The organism is Micromonospora sp. NPDC049044, from assembly GCF_040649215.1.
Lineage (GTDB): Bacteria > Actinomycetota > Actinomycetes > Mycobacteriales > Micromonosporaceae > Micromonospora.
Genome location: NZ_JBEZFA010000016.1, coordinates 27,802 through 52,163 on the forward strand (window position 1 = coordinate 27,802; position 24,362 = coordinate 52,163).

Consider the following 24,362-nt stretch of genomic DNA (forward strand, 5'->3'; position numbering starts at 1 on the left):
GCGCACCCGTGGGCGTCTGACCGACGAACGCCTGCGCCCGCAACTGGGTGGTACGGGTGAAGCGCAGCGCCGAGCCCGAGTAGAGCGACGACTGGGCGGTGGGCGGTGTGCCGTTGGTGGTGTAGCGGATCTGCGCGCCGACGACCGTGCTGCTCAGCGTCACCGTCACCTCGCCCTGGAAGGTGCCGCTGGGAACGGAGAAGACGATGTCGCCGACCAGGTCGTCCGCCGCGGCAAGGGCATCGGCGGCCGCGGTGTCCCGGTCCGTGCCGGTGCCGGTCCAACCGGTGGCCGGGTCGGCGGCATTGGGGCCGGTGGGTGCGCCGGCCATCGGGTGGGCTCCGGCGAGCGGCTCGGCTCCGGCGAGCGGCTCGGCTCCGGCCGATGGTGAGGACACCACGAGGAGGCCCGCGACGAGGATGGCGGCGGCGGTGATCCCGGCGGCCCGGAAGCCGGCCGGAACGCGGGTGCTGCGGACGGTCATGAGCACGATGCCTCCTGTTCTGATCGGATGGGGACGGTCGAGGCCGGACCCGCCAGCGGCGGGCGGGCAGGGAAGTGGCGGCGCAACGTCCGTCGCCACGGCACGTCGGGCAGATCCAGGCGCAGCGCCGCGAGGCCGGTGGCGTACTTCGAGATGCGGACGGGTCGGATCCCGCGCTGCCACAGCATGCGGTCGACAAGTGAGGCGGCCGAACTGGTCTTGGTCTCGACCACGGCGATGCCTGGCAACTGCAGGGTGCGGTCACCGGCCTGCCAGGTGAGCCCGGTGTCGATGGTGACTCGACTCGCGGTTGCTGGCAGCAGCAGAGTGCTACGGCGGTAGTTGGTGGTCAGCACCGGATCAAGCGGGCTGGTGGCGAGGCTGGGCCAGATCAACTCCCGGACGAGGGCCTCCTCCACGAACCCGCGCCCGGACCGGACGGTGTGCCGGTCCTCGGCGAGGTATGGCAGCCGGTGCTTGGTGACAAGCCCTCTCGCCCCGCTGATCTTGACCTCCAGCCAGCACTGGGCGGAGTCGAGGTAGGTGCGGGTCCGTACCTTGAAGCGCCGCCGCCGCCGGTACGCCGCGCAGTGGTAACTGGCCAGGCACGGCGTGTCGAAGTACACCGACTCGTACGCGAAGACGCGCCGGCCGTCGATGTCCAGCACCCGGGCGTACGGGGTGAGCTGGTGCAGCAGGTGCGGCACCTCGTCCACCGCTACCACGTACTTGCGGTCCACCCGGCACTGCAGGGCGGCCCGCTCCATCAGTTCGGCGAGCGCGATCGGGGCGATCCCGGCCAGCGGTGACGGGGTCATCGGGCCGCTCCGGCCCGTGCCGGTCTGGTGGCCCTGGCCGCCCCGCTGCGCCCGGCAACCGAGTATCGGACGTCGACGATTGTCGTCTCGTTGACCATGTCGACTCGTTGCACGGTGGCGGTGTGCACCCGGGCGTTGAGCAGCTGCTCCAGCTGGGCGACGAGAGCGACCTGATCGGTGACGGCGGAGTCGAGCACCATGATCTGGTGCCGGTAGTGCCGGAGCATCCGCCGGTGGTCGCCGACGAACATCACCGCGACGATGAGCGCCATCAGGCCGCCGCTGAGCCAGACCGAGGTGGTGCTGAGCGCGCCGAGGATGCCGAGCGCGAGAGCGGAGAAGTAGTACGCGACCTCGTGTTGGTCGAGTTCGGTCGACCGGAGCCGGATGATGGAGAGCACCCCGAACAGCGCCAGACCCAGCCCGAGCCCGGCCCCGACGTCGCTGGCGCTCAGTGCGCTCGCCACCGCGAGGACGCCGACGTTGACCCCCAGGTAGGCGACGACCAGGTCGCGCCGGCGGTGCCGCGGGAAGTAGAGCCCGAAGACGAGCAGCGCCACCGCGCAGATGTCGATTGCGAACAGGACGAGCTGCGACATCTCTGGGGTTCCTCCTGGTCACCAGGTGGTTCCGGTAAACTTTCGGTATATATCTGGTGACTGTAAGGATGGCATCAGTGTGTGTCAATGTCTTGAGAGTGCGGTAGGCAGGGAATCGGCGTCCGACAAGGGAGTGCGGCTCTCGACTCGCCGCCGAAAGTTTCGGAGCAGGTGATGCTCGTCCCGGAGGTTGCGGGCCCGGCTGGCCCTTCGGGCTCGGGTCGCCGCCGTCTGCGGGGTGCGGTGTTACGTCTCGTCCCGTTGCCGGCGAGCGCCGCCAACTCACCTGGTAGAGCAGCGGACTCTTGATCCGCGGGTTCGGGGTTCGAGTCCCTGGCGGCGCACCAACGAGATAGGCCCTGACCTGGTGGTTCACACCGGGTCAGGGCCTTCTTCGTGTACGGCCGCGGCGGATGGTGGCTCGGCGGGTGCTCGGAAGCCGTTGGACCTGGCCGGGGTCGGTGGGACGCGGTGCGATGCCGGCGAGCGCCGTTCAAGCGGCTTCGGGCACGGTGACAGCCGGTGGGTCGGACACGGTCGAGATCAGCGCTGATGGCAGGGCGGCATGGCTCACTTCGGACGATCGACAAGGCGTAGGAACCGCGATGGTCACCTGAACCGGCCATCCCTGCCCTGCTACCACCAGCAAGGGCGCGTCTGCACCGACCACATCAGGCCGGGCACCTCATGACCTTGCCGGGGCCCTGGCCGCCGGCCGTCTCCGCCGGCTTTCTCCACGCGTTCCATCCGCCCCAGGCCACATTTGTGATTGATCACGACGCGCACGACCCGGCCACGGGTCGGGTTTACCACCACGATGCCGGATCTGAGGCAGGGCATTTCGGAACGGGGATTTCAAGCCACTGGCGTGTTCGCCCACTGGGCGAGCAACTTCAGTGCCTCGTGGGATGGGCTGTCTGGTTCGGCGGTGAACACCACGAGGTGCTGGTCGGACTTGCCGTTGACGTCGAATTGCTGCGAATCGAGGGTGAGTGGGCCGACTAGCGGGTGCTGGTAAATCTTGCGGCGCAGTGCGGCGCCGGTCACCTGCTGGCTGCCCCACCATGTGCGGAAGTCCGCATCTTTGACGGAGAGAGTCCCGACAAGTTCAGCCAGTCGCTGATCGCTAGGGTAGTTACGGGCCTCCATGCGTAGGTAAGCGACGCATTCCTGGGCGGCCCTGGCCCAGTCGGTGTTCATTACCCGATAATCTGGATCGAGAAAGGTGAGCCAGATAAGGTTCCGGTGCCGCTCCGGTAGCGCCCGATAGTCGGTGAACAAGGCGGCGGCCAGGGGATTCCAGGCGAGGATGTCCAGTCTCCGGCCGAATACGTAGGCGGGAACTTCGTACAGGCTATCGAGCAATCGCTGGGTCTGCGGGTCAACCCGCGACGTGGTCTGAGTACGGGATCCTGGGCGCTGTTTCGGCCCTGCGATCGAGTGCAAGTACTCGCGGCCGTCGCGGTCGAGACCAAGCGCGTCCGCGAGGGCGTCGAGGACCTCGGGTGACGCAGTGGTGACGCGTCCCTGCTCGAGCCGGGCCAGATAGTCCGCGCTGACATTGGCCAGTTGAGCGACCTCTTCACGGCGCAGCCCGGGAACGCGGCGCCGCCGGCCGCCGTCGGTTAGGCCGACGTCGTCCGGTCGGATACGTGCACGACTGGCCCGCAGAAACTCGGCAAGCGGATTGCTCACGCTGAACTCCGGGCGCTTGGACATGAAACCCAATCTACCCCCGGGCCTCGGCGGATACCTGGGACTGTCTTTCCCATGAAAAACCGAACCTGGCCGGCCCGACCTACCACGGTGAGACTAGGACGCATCAGCAAGCCACCCCCTGACCGGACAGCAGCAAAGCCCAGAAAGGGCACTGATGTCCGGGCGGGACCAACTAATAGGTGAGGAAGCGCTCTATGTCGAAAACGATCGTGGTGACCGGTACCGCAACTGGAATAGGCCGGGCCATCGTCGAGAAGTTCGCCTCCGAAGGCTGGAACGTGGTCGCGACAGTCCGCAAGGAGGCCGACCTCACGGTGCACGACGGATTGCAGCGGGTCAGGACGCTGTTGCTGGACGTCGATGACGAGCAGGCGGCAGGGCCCTTCGCGCAGACCGCCGTGGAGCAGTTCGGACAGGTCGACGTCTTGGTCAACAATGCGGGTTTCTACCAGATGGGGCCGGTGGAGGTGAGCAGCATGGACCAGATCCACCGGCAGTTCCAGACCAACGTGTTCGGACTGATCGCGCTCAGTCGGGCCTTCCTGCCGATCTTCCGCGCCCAGCGCTCCGGAACGGTCATCAACATCTCCTCGTTGACCGCCGAGCAGGGTTATCCGTACAGCGCCGTCTACGCCGCCTCCAAGGCAGCCGTGGCGGCCCTCAGTGAGGGGATGAGCCTGGAGGTGGCCGGTTTCGGCATCGCGGTCAAGGCCGTCCTGCCCGGACAGCACTCGACCCGCATCTTCACGAAGATCGACATTGCGCAGGACGTCCCTGCGGACTATCAGGCTGGAATCGATGCGTTCTTCTCCAAGAACGCGCCAACCGGCTCCGACCCGTCGATCACCGCCGACGTCGTGTACCGAGCCGCCGTCGACGGGGACAACGCCAAGGTTCGTTACTACTCCGCACCTGACTCGGCAGCCATTCCCAGGGCCAAGCAGATCCTGGGCACCGACGGCTACTGGGCGGAGTTCCGTACCGCCGTCCTCGCAGAGCCCAGCCCGCTGTTCACTGCGTTGATCCCGCGCCCGGGCGAGCATCCGATCGATTGGCAGATTTCCTGACCATGCGCTGACTCCGTCTCGGGTGACAGGCGGGGCGGTCGGCTGGCCGATCCCGGCAACCGCCACCGGGGCCGACCAGCGGCCGTCAGCCATGGCTCCCACAGACGCTGCCCGGTCCCGACATGCGACTTGATCAGCTCGACTGAGGTGACGATCCTCGGTCGCCTTCGAAATGCCGGATCTCGCCTTCTTTGTCCTTATAGATGGAAGAGTGATTATCGTGACGACGAACCATCCGACAGACCCGCGGTACGCCGCCGCGCTGGACACTGCTGAGCGTCTGCTGGGCTTCCGCTTGGAGCGCTTTCTTGGCGCCACGCCTGGTGAGCCAGCTAACGGCGCAGACTTCAAACGGATCGCGACGATGCACGCCTTCGGCGACGTCTGGCCGCGCACCGAGCACCTAGATACACGGACGCGGGCACTGGTGTCCGTCACCATCGCGGCGACACTCGGGGTCCTGGAGCCCCTCCGTGGTCAACTTCGCATCGCGCTCAACGCCGGCGCAGCCAAGGAAGAGATCGCCGAAGTCTTCCTTCAGGTCGCGGCCTACGCTGGCGTAGCACGCGCGTTCGACGGCTACCAGGTCGCGGCCCAGGTCTTCGCGGAGAACCCGCAACGCTCAGACACTGGTAAGTAAGGGGTTCAGGGGTCAGGCCCGGTACGGTTGGACCGGGCCTGGTCCCTTCCGGCCAGCGCCATGAGACGGACGAAGTGCCGGTTCAGAGCACCGACCCTGGCTGTGGAAGCCTCAGTAGTCGATGTTGATGGCCGCGATCTGGCGGCTGCCGTTGGAGACGATGGCGGGGCCGGCGAAGCGGGAGCTGGCGTAGGTCAGCGCCGTCTTGTGATCGGGGCTGTTGAACCAGGCCTCGATCATCCCCTCGGGCGTGGCGGTCCCCGAGGACGCGAAGAGGACCTCATGGCCGCAGTGCGTCATCGTGCCCGCATCCAGGTTCTTCTTGACGCACTCTTCCGCGGCGCGGTGCTCCGTCGTGCGCAGCGCGACCGCCGGCAGCCCGAGCGCGCGGCGCCGCTCGTTGAGCAGCACCAGCAGCCGCTGTTCCGTGGCGGACACGCCGGCGGGCGCGCTGGCCGCCTTCGTCGGCGCCTTCGTCGGTGACGTGCTCGGCGTCGGCGATCTGGTCGGCGTGGCTGACCTGGTGGGGATGGAACTCGCGCGCGAGGTGGACGGCGACGCCGTGACCGCCGTCGGGGAAGGCGACGCGAACGCGGGTTCGGTGGTCTCATCGCCCGATTCGGTGGTCGTGGTGGAGGGCTGGACGCCGGTCGCGCTCACCGGCCGTTGCCTCGGCTCGTCTGTGTAACCGGCGAAGACGATCGCACCCCCTCCGATCACTGCGGCCGCCGCGAAGGCACCGATCAGGGCCTTGGGCAGGGACAGTGCCGCGACGCCGGCCCGCTGCGCCACCCCGGCGGTCCTCGCGGACGTGACGCCCCGCAGCGCCCCGGCGGTCTTCACAGGCGCGCCGGTCGGTGCGACTCCCCGCGACGCGTCAGAGACCGTGTACGCCGTGCGCGCCAGGTCCGACGCGAGGCCGGTCGGGAGCGGTGTGAGCGCCAGGCCGGCCAGCAGCCGCTCGGCCGGAACCAGATCCGACGTCGCGTTCGGGCACTGCCCGCAGGTGCGGATGTGCCGCGCCAACCGCTTGCGCCACACCTGCGCGGGCCGACCGTCCCAGTCGGAGGCCGTGTCGATCAGGCCTGCGCAGCCGGGCCGGGCGGAGAGAGCCCGCACCACCAGCCGGGCGGTGTCCAACTGCGCCTTCATCCGGGCCACGCGGACGGTCACGTGGTGTGGGTCCAGTTGGAGGGCATCGACCAGGTCGGCGCGGGAAAGGTGACCGGCCTCGACCAGCCACCACAGGGACAGCAGGTGGCGGTGGTCGTCGTCCAGCCAGCGCGTGGCCAGAACCACCTCCCGGCGCTCGTCCGACAGGCGAAGCTTCGTCAGGGTCAGGTCCTCGAAGTCGGAACCCGGGACGACCAGACTGTCGATGTCCTCCGGCGGCGTCGGCGTGGTGTGCTGGTACTGCCGGTAGGCCCGTACCTCGTTCATGGTGACGGCCACCAACCACGACCGGAAGAGCCGCGGATCGCGTACGCCCGCCAGCCCTCGCACGACGCTCAACATCGTGTTCTGCACCACGTCGTCGACGTCCACCGACCGGCTCAGTGCCCGGCCGACGATGTTGTACACCAGTGGCAGATAGTGCGAGACCAACGCGTCCATCGCCGCCGGGTCGCCGCGGCGTGCCGCGTCCACCACCGCAGACATGTCGGTCCTGTTCGGGTACGCGTGATCGGTCACGCTCACAACCTCGCCTTCACGGGCATCTTCTTACATCGTGGAGACTGGTTGACGCCCGTCCAGGTCACACAAACTGGCAGCGTTACGCAAAGGTTGGGGAGCGGTGGCCGGAGGGTGCCTCAGCGAAGGGCTGACGCCAACCCTCGGCCGAGGAGCACCACAGAGTTCATCAGTTGCTGTTGAGGCGGACGATGGTGCCGTTGAGGGCTGTGGCGAACAGCGTCCACGCGACGTAGGGGGCGAGTGCGGCAGCCGCGATACCGTCGGCCCGCGAAGCGCGGCGGAGCAGCGCGAAGTTGGAGGCGTTGAGCGCGGCGATCTCGGCCAGCGCCACCGCGGGTTTGCGGGCCTTGAAGAACAGCGCGCTCCACCCGAAGTTGAGAGCCAGGTTGAGCGCGTAGGCGCGGGTGAACGCGGCGCGTTCGGCGTCGCTGGTGCGGTCCAGCACGCGGGCGCCGGCCACCGCGATCAGCGCGTACAGCGGCGTCCACGCCAGCGGGAACACGACGGGCGGCGGCTGCCAGGTCGGCTTGCGCAGCCGCTGGTACCAGCGATTGTTCGTGTCGTTCACCGCCGTCCCGGCGGCGGCCGTGGCGGCGACAGCCGCCGCGGTCTTGACCAGAGTTGGAAGTCGCATGCGGTTCTGCTACCCGGCCTGCGCCGGGCCAACCCCCGCCCGGTCAACGGTCATCGGGCGGGGGACGAGCGCGAAATACGTGTCGGAGTGCTCGATTAGTCTCTGCGCCATGCCGTTGATCACAGTCGTCGAGCAAACAACCGGAGCGTCGAGCGGGCCCGAGTGGACCATGGAGGTCTTCGAGGAGACACTCCGTCTCGACGAGTTGATCCGTCGACGGACATTCCTGGAGGTCGCCGAGTCCGGTGCGCAGGTCGACCCCGAGGAACGCACCCGGGTGGCGCTCGAGGGATTCACCCGTAACCGTTTCGTGGTGCTTGTCGACGACCGGCAGGTGACCGCCCTGGACGAGAAGGTCCGCCTGCACGCCGGGTCCCGGGTCACCTTCCTGAAGCTCGTGCCGCTGGTGGGTGGCTGATGGGCACCTACGACTCGGAACTGGACCTGCAACTCCTCGCCGCGCAACCGGTGCCTGTGCGGCAGGCGCTGTTCGACGAATGGACGGTGCCGGGCCAGGACAGCAACCAGTTGTACGGGCGGATCCGCGCTCTGCTCTCGGGCGGCGGCTTGACCGGATCGGGGTGGTTGGACCGACTGGGCGGTCAGGCATGGCTGGGATTCGGTAGGTGGAGCACGTTGCTCGTGACATTCACCCGGGAGTCGCTACGAACCGAGTACCTCGCTGGGCGTTCGCACCCGGCGGCCCTGGCGACCTGGCGTCGTACGCGCATCGAGTTCTCGTTCCGCGACATGGGCGACGAGGACGCGGCGATGTGGCCCACCGTCAACGTCGGCGAGAAGTGGGCTGACCGGGCCATCGCGGACATCGAGGCGATGTCGGAGGAGCGCCGATCCCGGTGGCAGGCGTTGCTTTCTCATTGCCTGCTCGGTGCGGACAAGGCACGACCGACGGCCGCCTGGCAGAAGAGTGCCCGGGCCCTGCTCGACGCGGTCGGCGTCGACGAGTTCACCGATCGGCTCGACGACTGGCTTCCGCTGGTGGGTCTGCCACGCAGTCTGCCGCTGCGGATGACCACGTGCTGCCCCGGTCACATCGACGATTTCCCGCCGCGGTTGGCCGACCGCCACAACGTCGGGGTGTTGTGGGGCCTGCTCTGGATGCGGGCGATGTGCCCGCCGTCGGAGGAGACCCTGCGCAGCCTCGGCCACATCGCGGAACGGGCCGCCCGCAAGGTTCCCGGGCACGGTCCGTCGAGCCCGAAGCTCGCGAACGTCGCGGTCGCGGTGCTCGTCGACACCGAGCACCCCGCCGCCCTCGCGCAACTGGCGCGATTGGCGTCGCGACTGACCTACAAGAGCACGCTCCGCATCGTCGAGAAGGGCCTGACCAAGCACGCCGAAGCGCTCGGCGTCGGCCGCGAGGACGTCGAGGAGATGGCCCTGCCCGGCTTCGGGCTGCCGCTCGCCGACAAGCTGGGCGACTGCGCGTACGAGCTCGAGGTGCGCGGCATCGACGCTGTAGTGGTGTGGCGCAACGCGGACGGCAAGGTGGTCAAGGCCCCTCCGGCGCAGGTGCGCAAGGAGCACGGCGAGGAGTTGAAGGAGCTGAAGGCGACGGTCACCGACGTCGGCGTCACCTTGATCGCCACCCGTGATCGCCTGGAGGGGCTGCTGCGGCGCGACCGTACGTGGACCGTCGAGCAGTGGCGGGAGCGGTTCCTGGACCATCCGCTGGCCCGAACCCTGGCCCGCCGCCTGATCTGGTCCGTGGACGGCGTCGCCTGCTGCTGGAGCGGCGACGCCCTGCGGACCGCGGACGACACCGTCTTCGAGCCCACCGCCGACGCGACGGTCCGACTCTGGCATCCGGTGGACGACCCGACCTCGGCACCAGCCTGGCGGGACTTCCTGGCCCGGCACGCGATCACCCAGCCGTTCAAACAGGCACACCGCGAGCAGTACCTGCTGACCGACGCGGAGCGGGCCACCGGCACGTACTCCAACCGGTTCGCCGCGCACATCGTGCGCCAGCAGCGCCTCAACGCACTGCTGTCCCGGCGCGGCTGGTCGTACGTCCAGCACCGCGACAACGGCGCCAGCTACGACGCGCCCTGGGTGGCGCTTGCGGACTGGGGGCTGCGCGCCGAGCTGAACATCGCCGGCATCAGTGACGCGTCCGTCGACGGGGTGTTCGACACCATGGTCACCGACCAGCTGTGGTTCGCCAGGGACGGGCGCACACCGGTGCCGCTGGAGGAAATTCCGCCGGTCGTGCTGAGCGAGGTGATGCGCGACGTCGACCTGTTCGTGGCCGCCGCCGGGGTGGGCAACGACCCGAACTGGTTCGACGGTGGTCCGCAGGGCCGCTACCGCGACTACTGGTCGCAGAACAGCTTCGGTGACCTCACCCCGACGGCCCAGACCCGCCGGGAGGTGCTGGCCGAGCTGATTCCCCGGCTGGCGATCGGCAGCCGGTGCACGGTCACCGACCGGTTCCTCGAAGTCCGGGGTGACCTGCACACGTACCGCATCCACTGCGGCTCGGGCAACATCCTGATCGCCCCGGAGGACCGGTACCTGTGCATCATTCCGGATTCGGCGAAGGCGAAGGAGCCGGAGATGTTCCTGCCCTTCGAGGGTGACAGCCGGCTCGCCGAGATCATCAGCAAGGCGTTGCTGCTCGCGGCCGACAAGAAGATCAAGGACCCGGTGATCCTGCGCCAACTGTGAGGCGGCAGGTGACGGCGCCCGGCTGAGGCCACGGCGCTGTCACCTGGATGCCCGCTTCGGGAGCAGCAGCTCCTCGTGGTCGAGTTCGCGTTCCAGGATGCGGAGCTCCTCGTCCGGGAGTCGGCCGGAGTCGCGCCAGCGTACGAGTTCCTCGCGCTGCGCGTCGATGGCTGTCCGGCGGACCCGAAGTGCTGTCTCGTACTGCGGTGAGGTGGGGATCTCGGAGGAGTCGCTCTGCTCCAGAAGGTCGAGCCGTCCCCGGTAGCGCGCCAGTCGGGCCAGCAGTTGGGTACGGGTGGTGCTGACCGCCGTCGCGCTGTCCGGCTCGCTGGCGGCGACCTCGTCGAGGCGGGCCAGGGCGGCCTCGACCGCCGCCGAGCGGGCCTCGTTGCGTACCCGCGCCTGGTCTGTCTCGTTGGCGCGAAGCCCCAGCTTCCGCACGAGCGGCGCGAACGTCAGGCCCTGCCCGACGAGCGTCACCAGGACGACCACGAAGGTGCAGAACAGCAGAAGGTCACGGTCGGGGAAGGGCGCGCCGCTGTCGGTGGTCAGCGGCAGGGTGAAGATCGCGGCCAGGCTGATCACGCCGCGGGTGCCGGACCAGCTCAGCGCCGTCACCTCGCGGAGCGAGAGCCGACGGGCGTTGCGGTCGGCGCGGGCGACCTGTCGGGCGCTGGCCGGCTCGTCGGGGTCGTCCTGCTCGGAGATGCCGCCCAGTCGGGTGTGCAGCGAGCGGGGGAGGGACTGGGTCAGCACCAGCCAGGCGGGGCGCAGGAGCAGCACCACGCCGACCGAGACCGCGACAGCGATGACGATCGTCGAGGTCTCGTACTGCCGCAGGTTCTTGACGACCTCGGGAAGCTGCTGACCGATCAGCAGGAAGACGAAGCCTTCGAGGAGGAAGTCGACAAGCCGCCACACCGCGCTGGTCTGCAGCCGGGCGGCGCCCGAGGTGAGCTGGGGCGTCTGGTGGCCGACGATCAGCCCGGCGATCACCACGGCGAGCACCCCGGAGACGTGCAGTTCCTCGCCCAAGAGGTACGCCACGAACGGTGTCGCGAGGGAGACGGCGTTCGCCAACAGTGGGTCCGCGGTGAACGGTCGGGCCAGGCGAACGACCCAGGCGACGGCGGCGCCCACGGCGATTCCGCCGACCGCCGCCAGCAGGAACTTCGCCACGGCTCCCGGGAACGAGAACTCGCCACCCACGGCTGCCGCCACCGCGACGCTGAGCATCGTCAGCGCGGTGGCGTCGTTCAGCAGCCCCTCACCCTGGATGATCGTGACCATCTTCGGTGGCAGGTTGACCCGGCGGCCCACCGCCAGGGCGGCCACCGGGTCGGGCGGCGCGACGGCGGCACCGACCGCGATGCCGGCGGCCAGCGTCGCCCCGGCGACGAACAGGTGGAACCCGATGCCGACGAGCACCCCGGTGAGGAGCACCAGCAGCACGGACAGGCTGACCACGATCCGCAGGTTGCGGCGGATGTCCAGCAGTGAGGAGTCCAGCGCCGCGCTGTAGAGCAACGGCGGCAGCACGATCATGAGCACCAGGTCGGGGTCGAGGCCGACGTTGGGGCCGGGGAGCAGCGCGTACGCGATGCCGATGAGCGGCAGAAGCGCCGCCGCTGGCAGACCGGTACGGGCCGCCACCCACCGGACGGCGACGATGACCGCGACGGCGGCGAGCACGAACAGCAGCATCGAATGGGTGCTCACCTGGTTACTTCCCCTGGATCGACGCGAGGTTCCTCGGAGCCACTGCGGGCTTGCGGCCGAGCCGGCCGTCCGGCGCCGTTGGTGCCGGGCAGCGCAGCGTGCAGCGGTAACGAGCCTACCCGCTTGATCAACCGGGCCTGGCCGGCTGCTGCATTGCGGCCACCGTGCCCAGCGTCGGCGACCACTACCGGTACGTCACCGTCACGGCTGGGACCGGTCCCCGACAGAGCGTGCGGAGACCGGCCGTCGCGCCCCTACAGTCCGCACCATGAGATGGACGGTGCGACTCGCGGCCACATTTCCCGTACTGCTGAGCGCCCTGGCCGCCGGCACGGTGAGCGCCGCCGCGGCCCCCGCCGACGGCGGCCTCGGCCTGGCCCTGCGGCCCGGCCAGGCCGTCTACCGGGCCGGCGACCAGGTCCGTCTCGACCTCACTGTCACGAACACCACCGACGCGGCGTGCGCGCTGCCGACCAGCGCCGTCGGCACCGTCCAGGTGACCGGGGTACGCCTCGACGGGCGCGACCTCACGCCGACGCTGGCCCGCAGTTTCCACGACGACGGCATCGGTGCTGCCGCCACCGCCGGTCTCACCACCGTGGAAGCCGGTGCGGCAACGACGGTGAGCCTGACCGGCGTACGCCTGCACGACGGTGACACGTCCGACGCGGTGCTGCTCCGCTCGGTGGCCGCCACCCCGGACGGCGGTGGCCTGGACACGCTCTGGCCGGTCGGCGCACCCGGCCGGTACGAGGTGACCGCCGGCTACCTGCCACTGCCGGTGACCGGCGCGACAAGCCTCTGCGCGGGCGGGACCACACTGCGGACCGTCACCTTCACCGTTGGCGACGGCGGCGGCGGACGGCGCTGGCTGTGGCTGGCCGGGGGAGGGCTGCTGCTGGCGCTGCTCGGTGTCGCGCTGGTGATGGTCCTGCTGCGGACACGCCGCCGTCGGCCGACCGCCGCCGTAGCCCTGCTGCTGGTGTCCGTCGGCGCGCTTGTCGTCGGCGGGTCCCGACCGGCCCGGGCCGACTACGCTGTCGACCCGACCGGTGGCGTGCCGGTCAGCGGCGTCGACTTCCAGAGCGCTGTCGACAACTGCCTGAAGGGGTTCGCCGCGCCCGGCGGAGACCCGTCCGGCCTGCTGCCACGGCTGCGGGACAAGAAGTCTCCCCGGGTTCGGATCATTCCGACCCCCGGCGGCTCGGGAGCGTTCGAGACCCCGGACAGCCCCGACGGGAAGGGCTCCTCGACTGTCACCTGGAATCCGACCTCCGTCGACCCGTACGGGGACGGCGTGTCCCGGGACCCCTGCGCCGCGCTCTACCACGAGCTGAACCACGCCGACGACATCTCCCAGGGCAAGGTTCCGCAGGGCGACTGCGGCGGCACCGGCATCCGCACCGCCGAGGTGAAGGCGACACTCGCGGAGAACCGCTACCGGACGGCGAAGGGACTGCCGCCACGCACCGAGTACGACGGGAAGCAGCTGCCGAAGAACCTCGACGAGTGCAGGAAACCGGCGAAGAAGACGCCCCCGCAGAAGGGTCCGGTGAAACTCTGCGAGGAGGGCGCGAACTGCGGCGGCAGCAACGGCGACCCGCACCTGGTCACGTTCGACCGGGTCGCCTACGACTTCCAGGCCGTCGGCGAGTTCACGCTTGTCACCGCCACCGGCAACGACCCGCTGGAGGTGCAGGTCCGACAGGCGCCGATGGCCGGCAGCCGGGCCGCCTCGGTCAACTCGGCTGTCGCGTTCCGGGTCGGCGCCCACCGGGTCGCGCTCACGCTCACCGACGGCGGCACCCGGGCGCACGTCGACGGCGCACCACTTGCCGCGCCGCCGGAACGCACCGACCTGCCCGGCGGCGGCACCCTCACCCGCCGTCCCTCCGACACCGGGCCCACCGACGGGTACGACGTGACGTGGCCGGACGGCTCCGCGGCGGCGGTGGACCAGATCGGCCACTACGGCTACCGGGTGCTGGTCAAGCTCGCCGACGGCCGGGCCGGGAAGGTACGCGGCCTGCTCGGCGACTTCGACGGCGACCCGACCGACGACATCGCGTCCTCCTCCGGGACCGCGCTCACCCAACCGGTGCCGTTCGCGCAGCTCTACCCGACGTACGCGGACAGTTGGCGGATCACCCCGGACCGATCGCTGCTGCACTACGACGACGGGCAGGACACCGGCACGTTCACCGATCGCTCCTTCCCCGAACGGGAGGTCACGGTCGGCGACCTCGACCCGGCCCGCCGCGCCACGGCCGAGCAGATCTGCCGGTGGGCCGGCGTCACGGCCCCCGCCCAACTCACCGAGTGCGTCTTCGACGTCGCGGTCAGCGGCCGACCCGAGTTCGCGGTGGCCGGCGCCACCACCGAACGGGTCGTCCCGCCCGCCACCACGCCGATCACCGCCGTGCCCGTGGCGACCGCCAGCCTGCCCCCCGGCGGGGCGCCGCTGACGTTCCCCGGCCGGGCCGGTGACGCCGTCTTCGTCGACGCCACCGCGCCCGGGATCGCCAACCGCTGCTCGCCGTACACGCTCATCGACCCGACCGGCCGGGAGATCGCGAGCGGCTGCAACATCAACGGCGTCGGGCACATCGACCGCGTCGACCTCACCGCCACCGGCACGTACACCGTCCGGGTCACCGCCGCCCCCGGCGACACCGGACGAGCCGCCGTCGCTGTGTACGCGGCTCGGGACGTCGACGGCACGCTGCAGGCGAACGGCCCGGCGGTCACCGCGGCGCTCGAACAGCCCGGCGCGCGGGCCCGGTACCGGTTCACCGGGAGGCAGGGTGAGCGCGTCTTCGTCGAGGTGCCCACGAGCACACTTCCCAACCAGTGCTCCCCGCTGGAACTGCGCGACACCGAGGGCCGACTGCTGCACAGCGGCTGCGTGATCAACGGCGTCGGCGAGATCGACGGCACGCTGCTGCCCGCCGACGGGACGTACACAGTGGTGGTCGACGCGACCGGACGCGACACCGGCGCGACCACACTGCGGCTGGTCAGCAGCCGCGACCGGGGGGCGACGATCACCGTCGGCGGGCCGCAGGTCGTCGCCACCGTCGACCAACCCGGCGCGGTCACCACCTACCGGTTCACCGCCAGCGCCGGCACGTCGGTGCGGCTGACCGCGACCGCCTCCGACCTACCCGACCAGTGCGGCGTACTGGAGCTACGCGCCCCCGATGGCAGCCCGATCACCAGCGGCTGCGTGGTCAACGGGGCCGGCGACATCGGGCCGACAGTGCTGCCGGCCTCCGGCACGTACGCCCTGGTGGTGGACCCGTCCGGGGCCGCGACCGGGCAGGTCACGCTGACGCTGCGGTAATGCTTGTTCGGGGCGGCGGCCGGGCGTGCCACCGTCTCGTCCCGTTGTCGGCGAGCGCCGCTAGCTCAACTGGCAGAGCAGCGGACTCTTAATCCGCGGGGTTCGGGGTTCGAGTCCCTGGCACCAACGATCAAGGCCCTGACCTGGCGGCTCACACCAGGTCAGGGCCTTTTCGGGTACGCGGTCGCGGTGCGCTAGCGGCGGAGGGCGGCCCGGACAAGATCAGCGACGGCTCGGGAACGGCTGTGCGGGGGCCAGGCGATGACGGTGGTGACGTCCGGCGCGTCCACGATCGGCACGGCGACGAGATCGTCGTTCAACTGGGATCTGGCCGAGTCAGGCAGCACCAGCAAGGTCCGGCCGAGGGCGGCCAGCTGGAAGAGTTGTGAGTGGCTCTGCGCCTCAGGGCCCGGGCCGTCGGGATAGCTGCCGTCCACGCCGGGCCAGCGCGGTAGCGGCAGGTCGGGCAGGTCGGTCACCTCGTTCAGCTGCACACTCGTGCGGGTGGTGAGGGGATGGCCGGCCGGGAGGACGGCGACCTGGCCCTCGGTGAGCAGTTCCTCGGTGTCGAAACCGGTCAGGTCGTCGAACGGGTGGTGCAGGATCGCGACATCGGCACGGCCGGTCCGCAACAGTCGTTCCTGTTCGCCGGGGCCGCACAGCACCACGTCGACGTCGACCGATCCAGGTTCGGCGGCGTAGGCGTGCAGCAGCTTCGCGAGCAACTCGCCTGACGCGCCAGCCTTGGTCGCCAGGACGACGCTGGCGTGACCAGTGCCGGCGGGAGCTGCGCGGCGGGTGCGCTGCTCGGCAGCTTCCACAGCGTCCAGCGCTGCTCGTCCCTCGTGCAGCAGGACGGCACCGGCTTCGGTGAGGGTCACCGCGCGGCTGTCACGCTTCAGCAGGGCGACACCCAGCCGGCGTTCGAGCTGACTGATCGCCCGCGACAATGGCGGCTGGGCGATGCCCAGGCGTTGCGCCGCTCGGCCGAAGTGCAGTTCTTCGGCCACGGCGACGAAGTACCGCAGCTCTCGTGTCTCCACTCGCGAAGCCTAGCCGGGCACGGAGGTGCGGCGATACCGTCAGGGTATCGTCCCTGACCCAGGTGGTCTTGGACGGCTTGCGGGCCGTCACGCAGAGTCGAAGACATGAGTGAAACGAAGATCGCCCTGGTCACCGGGGCCAACAAGGGCATCGGGTACGAGATTGCCGCAGGTCTGGGTGCGCTGGGCTGGAGCGTGGGTGTCGGAGCCCGCGATCAGACCCGCCGGGACGCGGCGGTGGCACAGCTGCGCGACGCGGGCGTCGACGCCTTCGGTGTCCCGTTGGATGTCACCGACGACAGCAGTGTCGCCACCGCCGCCGAGCTGATCGCCGAACGCGCCGGACGCCTCGACGCCCTGGTCAACAACGCCGGAATCACCGGCGGACGGCCGCAGCAGCCGAGCACCGTCGACCCTGCCGTCATCCGCACGGTGGTGGAGACCAACGTCATCGGCGTCATCCGAGTCACGAACGCCATGCTGCCGTTGCTCAAGCGGTCCGCCTCGCCGCGCATCGTGAACATGTCCAGCAGCGTCGGATCTCTGGCCCGACAGTCCGGCCCCGGTGGTGAGACCACCACCGGCCCGGTCGCGGTGGCCTACGCGCCCTCCAAGTCGTTCCTGAACGCGGTGACCCTGCAGTACGTCCGGGAACTGGCTGACACGAACATCCTCATCAACTGCGCCTGCCCGGGCTTCGTCGCCACCGACCTCAACGGCTTCCGTGGCGTGCGTACCCCCCAGCAGGGCGCAGCGACCGCCATCCGCCTGGCCACCCTGCCCGACGGCGGGCCCACCGGCGGATTCTTCGAGGACGCCGGGGTGGTGCCCTGGTGACGGCTCGCCGCCAGGTCGGTGTTCCTCATCACCGGTGACGTGACCGGAGCGCCGGGCGGTCCCGAGTGGACGCCGCCGCTGCGAAAGGACTGGGTGGGCGGCGTCCGGGGCGCGCGGGGTGGCGTGCCCACCCCGCGCCCACACAGGTTGAGGACACATGCGCACCACCACGATCGGCGACGTGAAGGTTCTGCTCCCGGACCTCGATCCGGACGACCTCGACACCACGACGGACCTGGCCGGCGGCCTCACCGAGGCCCTGGTCGAGGGCCCAGCGTGGCGCGGTGCCCACCTCGAAGGCGCCACCATCCGCAGCAGCATGATCACCGCCGTGGACCTGAGCGAGAGCACCTGGGAAGCCGGCGGCCTCTACGGCTGCGAGATCACCCGCACCGACTTCTCCGGCGCGACCCTGACCGGCATCACCATCGAACGCTGCGCCATCACCGGCTCCCGGTTCACCGGCACCAGACTCACCGACGTACGCCTCAAGGACGTCCTGTTCGACGGCTGCCGCTTCGACTACGCCACCTTCCACCGCGTCGCCGCCGTCGGCTCGGTCGCGTTCACCGACTGCATTCTCACCAACGGCGCGTGGTCCTCCTGTCGACTACCGCGCATCGCACTGCGGTCCTGCGACCTCGCCGGCCTGGAACTGGACTCCTGCCACCTCGACGGTGCCGACCTCAGGGGCAGCCGCCTCCACGACCTCAAGACGCCACTGGACAACCTGCGCGGCGTCACCCTCGCCGAGGGCCAACTTGCCGACCTCACCCGGCTGACCGTCGCCGCCTTCAACCTCACCCTGCGCAACGAGTGAATCCGAGGAGGCGTCGTGCCCCTGAACCCACCGGCAGCCCGATACTTCCGCGTCGCTCGGCATTTGGATCTCGGTCGCCCTGCCCGGCGCGTATGACAGCGACGACCTGCTCAACGACGCGGCGATCGCCCCTCGGACCGTACCGCCGACCGACGGCTGAGCCGGGTCTGCGCCCTGTTCGGGCGGTCGGGCGCTCAGGTGGCCGTTGGACCGCGGCTGACCTGGGTGGCGCGGAGTCGTCGCAGGTGTTGCTGTACGGCGTTCCGGCTGAGGCTCAGGCACTTGAGCTGGCCGTCGAGCCGGGCAAATTCGGCGGCGAACAGTGCGACAAGGTCGTCGTCTCCGTCGTCTGTCTCGTCCCCGTCCACCGGGTTCAGTTGTTTGTCGCGGAGCAGCGGCAGGATCAGTCTGGTCGGCAGTCCTGATCTGACCAGGCTGCTCACCAGCGTTGCCTGGTCGACGTCCGCCTCCTGGTAGTGCCGGTAGCCGCTCGGTGCGCGCTGCGGTGTCAGCAGCCCTCGCTCCTCGTAGTACCGCAGCATTCGGATCGGAATCTGGGTACGCCTGGACAGCTCGCCAATCCGCACAAACCGCTCCTTGACTCTCACATGAATGAGAGACTTTACGGTACTAGCCATGACGCCTCAACCCTCCGGGTCCACAGCAGAAGTGCTGCCCCGGCTGCCCTGGCGAGCACTACTTCTCCTCTCCGGCGCGGCCTTCGCCACCGTCACCACCGAACTGCTGCCCGCGAGCCTGCTGCTGCAGCTCAGCGACGGCCTCGACATCACGCCCGCGACCGCCGGCGGACTGGTCGGGGCCTGGGCACTGACGATCGCCGTCGCCAGCGTCCCGCTGACCCGGCTGACCGCACGGGTACCGCGCCGGCGGCTCTTACCCGTCATCCTGCTGCTGCTCGCCCTAGCGACCACCGGCACCGCGCTCGCCCCCTCGTACGGATGGGCGCTCACCGGCCGGATCACCGCCGCCGCCGCGCACGGCCTCTTCTGGTCCCTGCTCGTGCCGACGGTGGCAACGCTCGTCCCGCCGGCGCGGATCGGCCGGGCGGTCTCGGTAGTGCTGGCCGGGCCCGCACTGGCCAGCATCGTCGGCATTCCGCTCGGTGCCACCGCCGGCGCCGCGCTCGGCTGGCGGGTCTCCTTCGCCGGGTTGGCGGCGCTGCTCGCACTGGCGGCCCTAGGCATCCGTACCCTGCCGCTGTCGAACGCCACCCAGCAGGCAGTACGGCAGGAAGGCCGCGACCCAGCGCTGTGGACCGTGCTCGGCGTCGCGCTGGCCGGAGGTCTCGTCATCACCGGCCACTTCCTGCTCTACACCTACATCGCGCCGCTACTCCAACAGTTCGGCGGGTACGACAACGCCACCAGCGGCATACTGCTGTTCGTCTTCGGGGCGGCCGGGGTGGTCGGCACCGTCGGCGCCGGATCGCTCTCTGACCGGTTCCCACGGCAGGCGCTAGCCTGGGTCAGTGCCGCCTTCGCCGGTAGCGCGGCCTCACTGCTACTACTCGATCTCCATTTCGCCGTGGCAGTCGTAGTGATCGCCGGCTGGGGCGTACTCATCGGGTTGCTGCCACCGGTCTTCCAGATGCGCCTGCTGCGGATCGCCTCCCCCGGTCGGGAGGCCACCTCCGGGGCGATCGGCATCACCGTGCTCAACCTCGGGATCGCCACCGGGGCGACGCTCGGCGGGGCGGTACTCGACAACTGGCAGGCCGGTGCCCTACCCACCGTCGCGGCCATCGTCATCGCCATCGCCACCGTCGGGCTGGTGGTCAACGGTCTCCGGGGCCAGCACACCGCCGGTGGTGCCGGAGCCGATCACCCCGCCGACGCTGTCCCAGACGGTGACGACCCCGGAAGGGCAGCGGCGCCGGATCGCAGCGCCGCCGAAGCCGGCGGGGTGCGGTCGTGACGGCCGCCGTACCAGGGCGCGCGGCCGACGCCGCCACACCCGCCCCCGACCTGATCCGCGCCAGCGTCATCGAGCGGTTCGGCGAACCCCAGGTGCTGCGTACTGTCCGGCTTCCACGACCCACACGAGCATTCGGACACGCCCTGGTCCGGGTACATGCGGCCTCAGTGAACTACGGCGAGACGAAGATCCGTCGGGGACTCGTACCGGAACTCGGGCCGCCACCGCTGGTGCTCGGCTCGGACCTCTCCGGCACCGTTGTCGAGGCCGAGCCGGGCGGCCGGTTCCGGGTCGGTGACGAGGTCTACGGCATCCACTTCATTGGCACCTACGCCGAGTACATCTCAGTACCGGAGGCGAGTCTGGCGACCAAACCCGTGTCCGTGGACCATGTGAGCGCGGCAGCGCTGCCGGTCGCGGCGCGCACCGCACTCGTCGCCATCTTCGAGTACGCTGCCCTGTGCGTCGGTCAGCGGATCCTGATCCACGCCGCAGCCGGTGGCGTCGGCCACCTCGCGGCGCAGCTCGCCCGGCACCGAGGCGCCTACGTTTTCGGCACGGCCCGGACCGCGCACCACCCGTTCCTGCGCGACCTCGGGGTGGACGAACCGATCGACTACACCAGGGTGGACTTCCGGAGCGTGGTCCGCGACGCTGACGTCGTCCTCGACCTCGTCGGCGGCGAGTACGGACGACGCTCCCTCGAATGCCTCCGCCCTGGCGGCCTCCTGCTCGGCGCTGCACTGGACCCAGGGGTGACCGAGGAGGACGCCGACCGACAGGGCCGGCAGTACCGCTGGCTGGGCAGGACGCAGATGGCCCAGCCCCTCGACGTGGTACGTGACCTCGTTGACGCGGAACAGCTCAAGGTCCACGTGGAGCGGACCTATCCTCTGTCCGAACTGCCCGCCGCGCATGCCCACGCCGAAACTGGCCGGGTTACCGGGAAGCTCGTCATCACAATCGACGACGAGCCGGCGGTCGGCTGGCCGACGCCGCCGTAGTTCGGCTCCCGGGCGGCGCCGCTATGGCCCGGCTCCCACACCTCCGTGCAGCGCAACTCCCATCCGTAGATCTCTTCAACACCGAGTGATCGTCCGCGATCCCGCCGCCGATCACCCAACTGCTGCTTCGCGCACCTCGACAACATCGCCCGCAACACCGCGTCCTCCCCGAGCCACGTACCCCTCCGCTCGATGCGTGACTCCTGCATCACATGCAATCTTCGCGGCAAACACGCAGCTCGGAGCGTCGCCGGGAGGGGTGGGTGCGACTGCTAAAGTTCCCCATGCCAGAAGGCCAGCACGCCGACACTTCTTGCATCGGACGCAATTCCCCGGGCTCCACCATCCTCGTCTGCATCCGGGGCAACTCCGGCTCGGGCAAGAGCAGCATCGCCCGCGAGCTACGACGCCGGCACGGCCGGGGCTGCGCCCTGGTCGAGCAGGACTACCTGCGCCGCATTGTGCTGCGCGAGCGGGACAGACCCGGCGGCGCGGCACCCGCCCTGATCGGGCAGACCGCCCGGTTCGCCCTCGACCACGGCTACCACGTGGTGCTGGAGGGCATCATGCACACCAGCCGCTACCGCAGCGTGCTGACCGCCCTGCGAGACGACCACTGCGGGCGGTCGCTGTTCTGCTACCTCGACGTATCCCTGGCCGAGACCCTGCGCCGGCACCTCACCCGCCCGCAGGCCAGTGAGTTCACCGCCGAGGACATGAGTGGCTGGTACGCCGCCCACGACGTCCTGGACTGGCCCGACGAACTCGTCCTCCCCGAGACCATCGGGCTGGACGAGGCCGTCGAAGTCATCGCCGCTGCCGCCGGGCTGCCCCAGGCCGGCCGCGACGACGATCTGCCACCGAATGCGCCGTCCCCGTAGTGCGACTCAGCCGGCTACCGGTGTTGCCGCTCCGGCACACCGTTCCCAACGTCGCTCCTGGGTGGCCAGACGGAACCGGTGCTGCCGCGCAGCACCGGCGCGTGCCGGCGGCCTCCGTGACGTCTGGTGACGTCGGTGCCGTGCCGGTAGGTTCGACCACCTGAGCTCTCGTCGTCAGGTGGAGGAATCCGGCAGCGTGTCGCAGGTCGAGAAGATCACTACGGAGCTACGTACGCTGGCTGCCGGGGTCGAGCGTGCGCAGGATCTGGCTGCCGCTGCTGATCAGCAGGCGCAGGAGATCGCGCTGCGCGCGGCGGGTGCCGGGTTCGCTGCGGTCGCTGCCGGGGTGGCGCGGGTTCGCGGGGCCATCGCCACCATCCGGGGTGGACTGGGCGGCCTCGGCGGGGCTGTCGGTGATGCCGCGAAGGCGGCCGCTGCTGTCCCGAAGCAGGCCACTCCGGGGGAGACGATCAGCGGGCTGACTCCGGTCCAGAGTGCGGTCGACGGCATCCGTGACCAGACGGCCGCCACGATCACGCAGGTCGGTGAGGCGCAGCAGCTTGTCGTCGGGGTCTTGCAGGGTGGGCAGCCGGGGCCGCTGATACAAGGTCTGGAGAGCGTCAAACAGGTGCTTGTCATGCTGGTCCAGCGCACCGCCACCACCCGACAGGCCGTTGACGCGGCGATCGCCGAGGCACGACAGTTGGGGTCTTCGGGAAACTGAGCGGGGCTGGCGGTGCCGTACCGGCCAGCCCTGCCTCGGTTCCCACGCCATCCCCCGGCAGGGGCGTGACGACGCCATGGACGCGCAAGCCCACCGGAGAGCGCGGCGGCTCGCCTACCGGCCGGCGTACCCGGATCCCTCCGAAGGAGGACGAACGCGTGCGGCGCTCCCTGGAACTGGAGAACCAGTGCGCCGATACCGTCGCTGCCCAGGGGTACCGACTCCACCAGAACCCGACCCGGCAGGAGATCGCCGATGCCCGGCTCGGTACCGGTGATTCCGGGAAAGCGGGCAAGGATCCCGACTACCTGATCGAGGGACATGTCTTCGACTGTTACTCCCCGATGCCGGCGAAGAGCGTGCGAGGTGTGTGGAGCGGGGTATCCGACAAGATCGCCAGCGAGCAGACCCAACGGGTGATGGTGAACCTCCACGACTGGCGTGGCGATCTCGGGTCGTTGCAGAAGCAGTTCGACGACTGGCCGATCGCAGGATTGAAGGAACTGGTCGCGGTGACGCGCAGCGGGGCGATAATCCAGATTCTGCGACGAGACTGAAGGGCTGTCCATGGCGACCGAGTACCGCTTGACGCTGGCCGGCGATATTCCTCTCGATGTGCTGGCCGGTGTCGTCGCTCCGGACGGCACCGAGGAGTCGGCGGTGGATGGCAGGCCACGGGTGTTGAGTGCGGACCTCAGCGATCGGTGCGGTTACACGGTGAGCATCCACGCCGGATCCCACGGCTACTTCGAGGCCGAGGATGGTGACGGCGCGATGTGGGAGTGGGAACCGGAGCGGTACGTGACCATCGGCTTCCGGCTGGTTAAGGGCGAATCCTCCGACCGGGCGACGCGGGCGATGCTGGCGTCCGTGGCCCGGGTGCTGGACGAGCGGTCGGAGGACGCCGCGCTGATCCTCGACGCCGACTGGCTGCTGCTGACCCGCTTCTCGGGAACGCTGCGCAGGCACGCGCCGAGTTGGTGGAGCGTGCACGGCGGGGAAGATCTTGTCGACCGGTGACTGGTTCGGAGCCGATCGTCGGCGAACGATCAGACGTTATGGCTTGACCGAGACCACGGCCCTGGACGAGGCCGCCCAGGCCCTCGCGGCTGCCGCCGGGCCAGCCCAGACCGGCCACGACGACGACACGCTTCCACCCGTCGGGTCCCCGTAGAGCGGCCCAGTCAGTTACCGATGATGCAGTGCCGACCACGGCACGAGGGCGGCCAGTGCCCGACAAGGTCATGGCCGTGGCCGGCGTCGGTGGTTCCGGGCCCGCGACGCCAGCCAGTGGTGAGCCCCGGGCCCTCGGGCTACAGGTTGCTGATGCGGGCCAACAGCTCTGCCTCGGTCAGGTTCTCCAGGGCCGCGTCCTGCTTGCGGTCCAGGACCGCCAGCAGCTTTTCCTTCTCCAGCTTCTTGGCCGCCGCCGCCTTCGCCGCCTGGTCCTCCGCGATGCGGATGGCGATGACGTGCTTGACGACCTCCAGCTTGGACTCCAGGGTCGCCTTGGCCGGATTGGCCTCGGTGGCCACGAACGAATCGGTGTCGACGGCCTTGAGTTCGGCGTTGACCGCCTTGGCCACGTCGTCAAGGCTGAAGCCGGACTTGGCGGTCAGCGGAAGCTCCCACAGCTGTTCCGTGGTCAGCAGTCCCTTAATCGACGGGTAGCGGAACTTCTCCCGCGTGGCCTGCTCGAAAATGGTCAC

At 69.8% G+C, this 24,362-nt stretch carries 22 protein-coding genes, 2 tRNA genes and 1 pseudogene; 15 read left to right on the plus strand and 10 right to left on the minus strand.

All coding sequences use genetic code 11. From position 1 onward, the window contains the following. Positions 1-13: 13 nt before the first annotated feature. The 3 genes and pseudogenes from AB0B85_RS15705 to AB0B85_RS15715 all read right to left on the minus strand — a co-directional run. Positions 14-484 (minus strand): annotated as a pseudogene (locus AB0B85_RS15705) (chitobiase/beta-hexosaminidase C-terminal domain-containing protein); the annotation flags it as partial. Then, the gene (locus AB0B85_RS15710; RefSeq protein ID WP_357407700.1) at positions 481-1,302 is read right to left on the minus strand and encodes a polyphosphate polymerase domain-containing protein; all 822 of its coding nucleotides are present in this window, start codon (positions 1,300-1,302) and stop codon (positions 481-483) included. The pseudogene AB0B85_RS15705 and the gene AB0B85_RS15710, both read right to left, overlap by 4 nt. Continuing rightward, entirely contained in the window at positions 1,299-1,901 is a 603-nt protein-coding gene (locus AB0B85_RS15715) for a DUF4956 domain-containing protein (protein ID WP_357407702.1), read from the minus strand. Before AB0B85_RS15715 ends, AB0B85_RS15710 begins: the two co-directional genes overlap by 4 nt. Positions 1,902-2,172: 271 nt before the next feature. On the opposite strand from AB0B85_RS15715, the gene AB0B85_RS15720 reads away from it, so the two are divergent. After that, positions 2,173-2,248: transfer RNA gene (locus tag AB0B85_RS15720), tRNA-Lys, on the plus strand. A gap of 508 nt (positions 2,249-2,756) precedes the next feature. On the opposite strand, the gene AB0B85_RS15725 is transcribed toward AB0B85_RS15720, so the two are convergent. Further along, positions 2,757-3,620, minus strand: a complete 864-nt coding sequence (locus AB0B85_RS15725; protein WP_357407704.1) for a helix-turn-helix transcriptional regulator — start codon at positions 3,618-3,620, stop codon at positions 2,757-2,759. A 194-nt stretch (positions 3,621-3,814) separates the two neighbouring features. On the opposite strand from AB0B85_RS15725, the gene AB0B85_RS15730 reads away from it, so the two are divergent. After that, the gene (locus tag AB0B85_RS15730) at positions 3,815-4,687 is read left to right on the plus strand and encodes an SDR family NAD(P)-dependent oxidoreductase (RefSeq protein ID WP_357407706.1); all 873 of its coding nucleotides are present in this window, start codon (positions 3,815-3,817) and stop codon (positions 4,685-4,687) included. Positions 4,688-4,898: 211 nt separating this feature from the next. Further along, complete coding sequence (locus AB0B85_RS15735) at positions 4,899-5,327, plus strand: carboxymuconolactone decarboxylase family protein (RefSeq protein WP_357407708.1); 429 nt, start codon at positions 4,899-4,901, stop codon at positions 5,325-5,327. Between the two features lie 111 nt (positions 5,328-5,438). Here the strand turns inward: AB0B85_RS15735 and AB0B85_RS15740 are convergent, their stop codons facing one another. Both AB0B85_RS15740 and AB0B85_RS15745 read right to left on the minus strand, forming a co-directional pair. Next, positions 5,439-7,019, minus strand: a complete 1,581-nt coding sequence (locus tag AB0B85_RS15740) for a sigma-70 family RNA polymerase sigma factor (protein WP_357407710.1) — start codon at positions 7,017-7,019, stop codon at positions 5,439-5,441. Between the two features lie 169 nt (positions 7,020-7,188). Further along, positions 7,189-7,656, minus strand: a complete 468-nt coding sequence (locus AB0B85_RS15745) for a TspO/MBR family protein (RefSeq protein WP_357407712.1) — start codon at positions 7,654-7,656, stop codon at positions 7,189-7,191. A gap of 109 nt (positions 7,657-7,765) precedes the next feature. On the opposite strand from AB0B85_RS15745, the gene AB0B85_RS15750 reads away from it, so the two are divergent. Both AB0B85_RS15750 and AB0B85_RS15755 read left to right on the plus strand, forming a co-directional pair. Continuing rightward, entirely contained in the window at positions 7,766-8,074 is a 309-nt protein-coding gene (locus tag AB0B85_RS15750) for a hypothetical protein (RefSeq protein WP_357407714.1), read from the plus strand. After that, positions 8,074-10,347: a DUF4132 domain-containing protein gene (locus AB0B85_RS15755; protein WP_357407716.1), complete on the plus strand. Its 2,274-nt coding sequence runs from the start codon at positions 8,074-8,076 to the stop codon at positions 10,345-10,347. Before AB0B85_RS15750 ends, AB0B85_RS15755 begins: the two co-directional genes overlap by 1 nt. A gap of 39 nt (positions 10,348-10,386) precedes the next feature. Here the strand turns inward: AB0B85_RS15755 and AB0B85_RS15760 are convergent, their stop codons facing one another. Then, the gene (locus AB0B85_RS15760) at positions 10,387-12,051 is read right to left on the minus strand and encodes a Na+/H+ antiporter (RefSeq protein WP_357407903.1); all 1,665 of its coding nucleotides are present in this window, start codon (positions 12,049-12,051) and stop codon (positions 10,387-10,389) included. Positions 12,052-12,334: 283 nt separating this feature from the next. Here AB0B85_RS15760 and AB0B85_RS15765 point away from each other — a divergent pair, with 283 nt between their 5' ends. Both AB0B85_RS15765 and AB0B85_RS15770 read left to right on the plus strand, forming a co-directional pair. After that, complete coding sequence (locus AB0B85_RS15765; RefSeq protein WP_357407718.1) at positions 12,335-15,409, plus strand: VWD domain-containing protein; 3,075 nt, start codon at positions 12,335-12,337, stop codon at positions 15,407-15,409. 59 nt (positions 15,410-15,468) lie between these two features. Then, a tRNA-Lys gene (locus AB0B85_RS15770) sits at positions 15,469-15,535 on the plus strand. Between the two features lie 68 nt (positions 15,536-15,603). Here the strand turns inward: AB0B85_RS15770 and AB0B85_RS15775 are convergent. Continuing rightward, positions 15,604-16,452, minus strand: a complete 849-nt coding sequence (locus tag AB0B85_RS15775; protein ID WP_357407720.1) for a LysR family transcriptional regulator — start codon at positions 16,450-16,452, stop codon at positions 15,604-15,606. A 105-nt stretch (positions 16,453-16,557) separates the two neighbouring features. On the opposite strand from AB0B85_RS15775, the gene AB0B85_RS15780 reads away from it, so the two are divergent. Both AB0B85_RS15780 and AB0B85_RS15785 read left to right on the plus strand, forming a co-directional pair. Further along, positions 16,558-17,289: an SDR family oxidoreductase gene (locus tag AB0B85_RS15780; protein WP_357407722.1), complete on the plus strand. Its 732-nt coding sequence runs from the start codon at positions 16,558-16,560 to the stop codon at positions 17,287-17,289. 157 nt (positions 17,290-17,446) lie between these two features. Further along, positions 17,447-18,109 (plus strand): pentapeptide repeat-containing protein, encoded by a 663-nt coding sequence (locus tag AB0B85_RS15785; RefSeq protein WP_357407724.1) that lies wholly within the window; start codon positions 17,447-17,449, stop codon positions 18,107-18,109. A 194-nt stretch (positions 18,110-18,303) separates the two neighbouring features. Here AB0B85_RS15785 and AB0B85_RS15790 read toward each other — a convergent pair whose 3' ends face one another. Next, positions 18,304-18,696: a MerR family transcriptional regulator gene (locus AB0B85_RS15790; RefSeq protein WP_357407726.1), complete on the minus strand. Its 393-nt coding sequence runs from the start codon at positions 18,694-18,696 to the stop codon at positions 18,304-18,306. Positions 18,697-18,745: 49 nt separating this feature from the next. On the opposite strand from AB0B85_RS15790, the gene AB0B85_RS15795 reads away from it, so the two are divergent. From AB0B85_RS15795 to AB0B85_RS15820, 6 genes are all read left to right on the plus strand, one after another. After that, positions 18,746-20,044 carry an MFS transporter gene (locus AB0B85_RS15795; protein WP_357407728.1) on the plus strand — a complete coding sequence of 433 codons (1,299 nt, stop codon included), beginning with the start codon at positions 18,746-18,748 and terminating at the stop codon, positions 20,042-20,044. Next, positions 20,041-21,048 (plus strand): NADP-dependent oxidoreductase, encoded by a 1,008-nt coding sequence (locus tag AB0B85_RS15800; protein ID WP_357407730.1) that lies wholly within the window; start codon positions 20,041-20,043, stop codon positions 21,046-21,048. Before AB0B85_RS15795 ends, AB0B85_RS15800 begins: the two co-directional genes overlap by 4 nt. Positions 21,049-21,332: 284 nt before the next feature. After that, complete coding sequence (locus AB0B85_RS15805; protein ID WP_357407905.1) at positions 21,333-21,929, plus strand: kinase; 597 nt, start codon at positions 21,333-21,335, stop codon at positions 21,927-21,929. A gap of 196 nt (positions 21,930-22,125) precedes the next feature. Next, on the plus strand, positions 22,126-22,653 hold the full coding sequence (locus AB0B85_RS15810) for a DUF6244 family protein (protein WP_357407907.1): 528 nt from the start codon (positions 22,126-22,128) through the stop codon (positions 22,651-22,653). A gap of 158 nt (positions 22,654-22,811) precedes the next feature. Beyond that, the gene (locus AB0B85_RS15815; RefSeq protein ID WP_357407732.1) at positions 22,812-23,210 is read left to right on the plus strand and encodes a hypothetical protein; all 399 of its coding nucleotides are present in this window, start codon (positions 22,812-22,814) and stop codon (positions 23,208-23,210) included. Between the two features lie 10 nt (positions 23,211-23,220). Further along, positions 23,221-23,673 carry a SitI3 family protein gene (locus tag AB0B85_RS15820; protein WP_357407734.1) on the plus strand — a complete coding sequence of 151 codons (453 nt, stop codon included), beginning with the start codon at positions 23,221-23,223 and terminating at the stop codon, positions 23,671-23,673. A gap of 293 nt (positions 23,674-23,966) precedes the next feature. Here the strand turns inward: AB0B85_RS15820 and AB0B85_RS15825 are convergent, their stop codons facing one another. After that, a complete protein-coding gene (locus tag AB0B85_RS15825; protein ID WP_357407736.1) occupies positions 23,967-24,362 on the minus strand; it encodes a hypothetical protein in 396 nt (131 codons plus the stop codon).

Coding starts and splice junctions, on each gene's coding strand:
- AB0B85_RS15710 (WP_357407700.1), bottom strand. CDS start 1,302: ATGACCCCGTCACCGCTGGCCGGGATCGCCCCGATCGCGCTCGCCGAA.
- AB0B85_RS15715 (WP_357407702.1), bottom strand. CDS start 1,901: ATGTCGCAGCTCGTCCTGTTCGCAATCGACATCTGCGCGGTGGCGCTG.
- AB0B85_RS15725 (WP_357407704.1), bottom strand. CDS start 3,620: ATGTCCAAGCGCCCGGAGTTCAGCGTGAGCAATCCGCTTGCCGAGTTT.
- AB0B85_RS15730 (WP_357407706.1), top strand. CDS start 3,815: ATGTCGAAAACGATCGTGGTGACCGGTACCGCAACTGGAATAGGCCGG.
- AB0B85_RS15745 (WP_357407712.1), bottom strand. CDS start 7,656: ATGCGACTTCCAACTCTGGTCAAGACCGCGGCGGCTGTCGCCGCCACG.
- AB0B85_RS15750 (WP_357407714.1), top strand. CDS start 7,766: ATGCCGTTGATCACAGTCGTCGAGCAAACAACCGGAGCGTCGAGCGGG.
- AB0B85_RS15755 (WP_357407716.1), top strand. CDS start 8,074: ATGGGCACCTACGACTCGGAACTGGACCTGCAACTCCTCGCCGCGCAA.
- AB0B85_RS15760 (WP_357407903.1), bottom strand. CDS start 12,051: ATGCTGCTGTTCGTGCTCGCCGCCGTCGCGGTCATCGTCGCCGTCCGG.
- AB0B85_RS15765 (WP_357407718.1), top strand. CDS start 12,335: ATGAGATGGACGGTGCGACTCGCGGCCACATTTCCCGTACTGCTGAGC.
- AB0B85_RS15780 (WP_357407722.1), top strand. CDS start 16,558: ATGAGTGAAACGAAGATCGCCCTGGTCACCGGGGCCAACAAGGGCATC.
- AB0B85_RS15785 (WP_357407724.1), top strand. CDS start 17,447: ATGCGCACCACCACGATCGGCGACGTGAAGGTTCTGCTCCCGGACCTC.
- AB0B85_RS15795 (WP_357407728.1), top strand. CDS start 18,746: ATGACGCCTCAACCCTCCGGGTCCACAGCAGAAGTGCTGCCCCGGCTG.
- AB0B85_RS15805 (WP_357407905.1), top strand. CDS start 21,333: ATGCCAGAAGGCCAGCACGCCGACACTTCTTGCATCGGACGCAATTCC.
- AB0B85_RS15820 (WP_357407734.1), top strand. CDS start 23,221: ATGGCGACCGAGTACCGCTTGACGCTGGCCGGCGATATTCCTCTCGAT.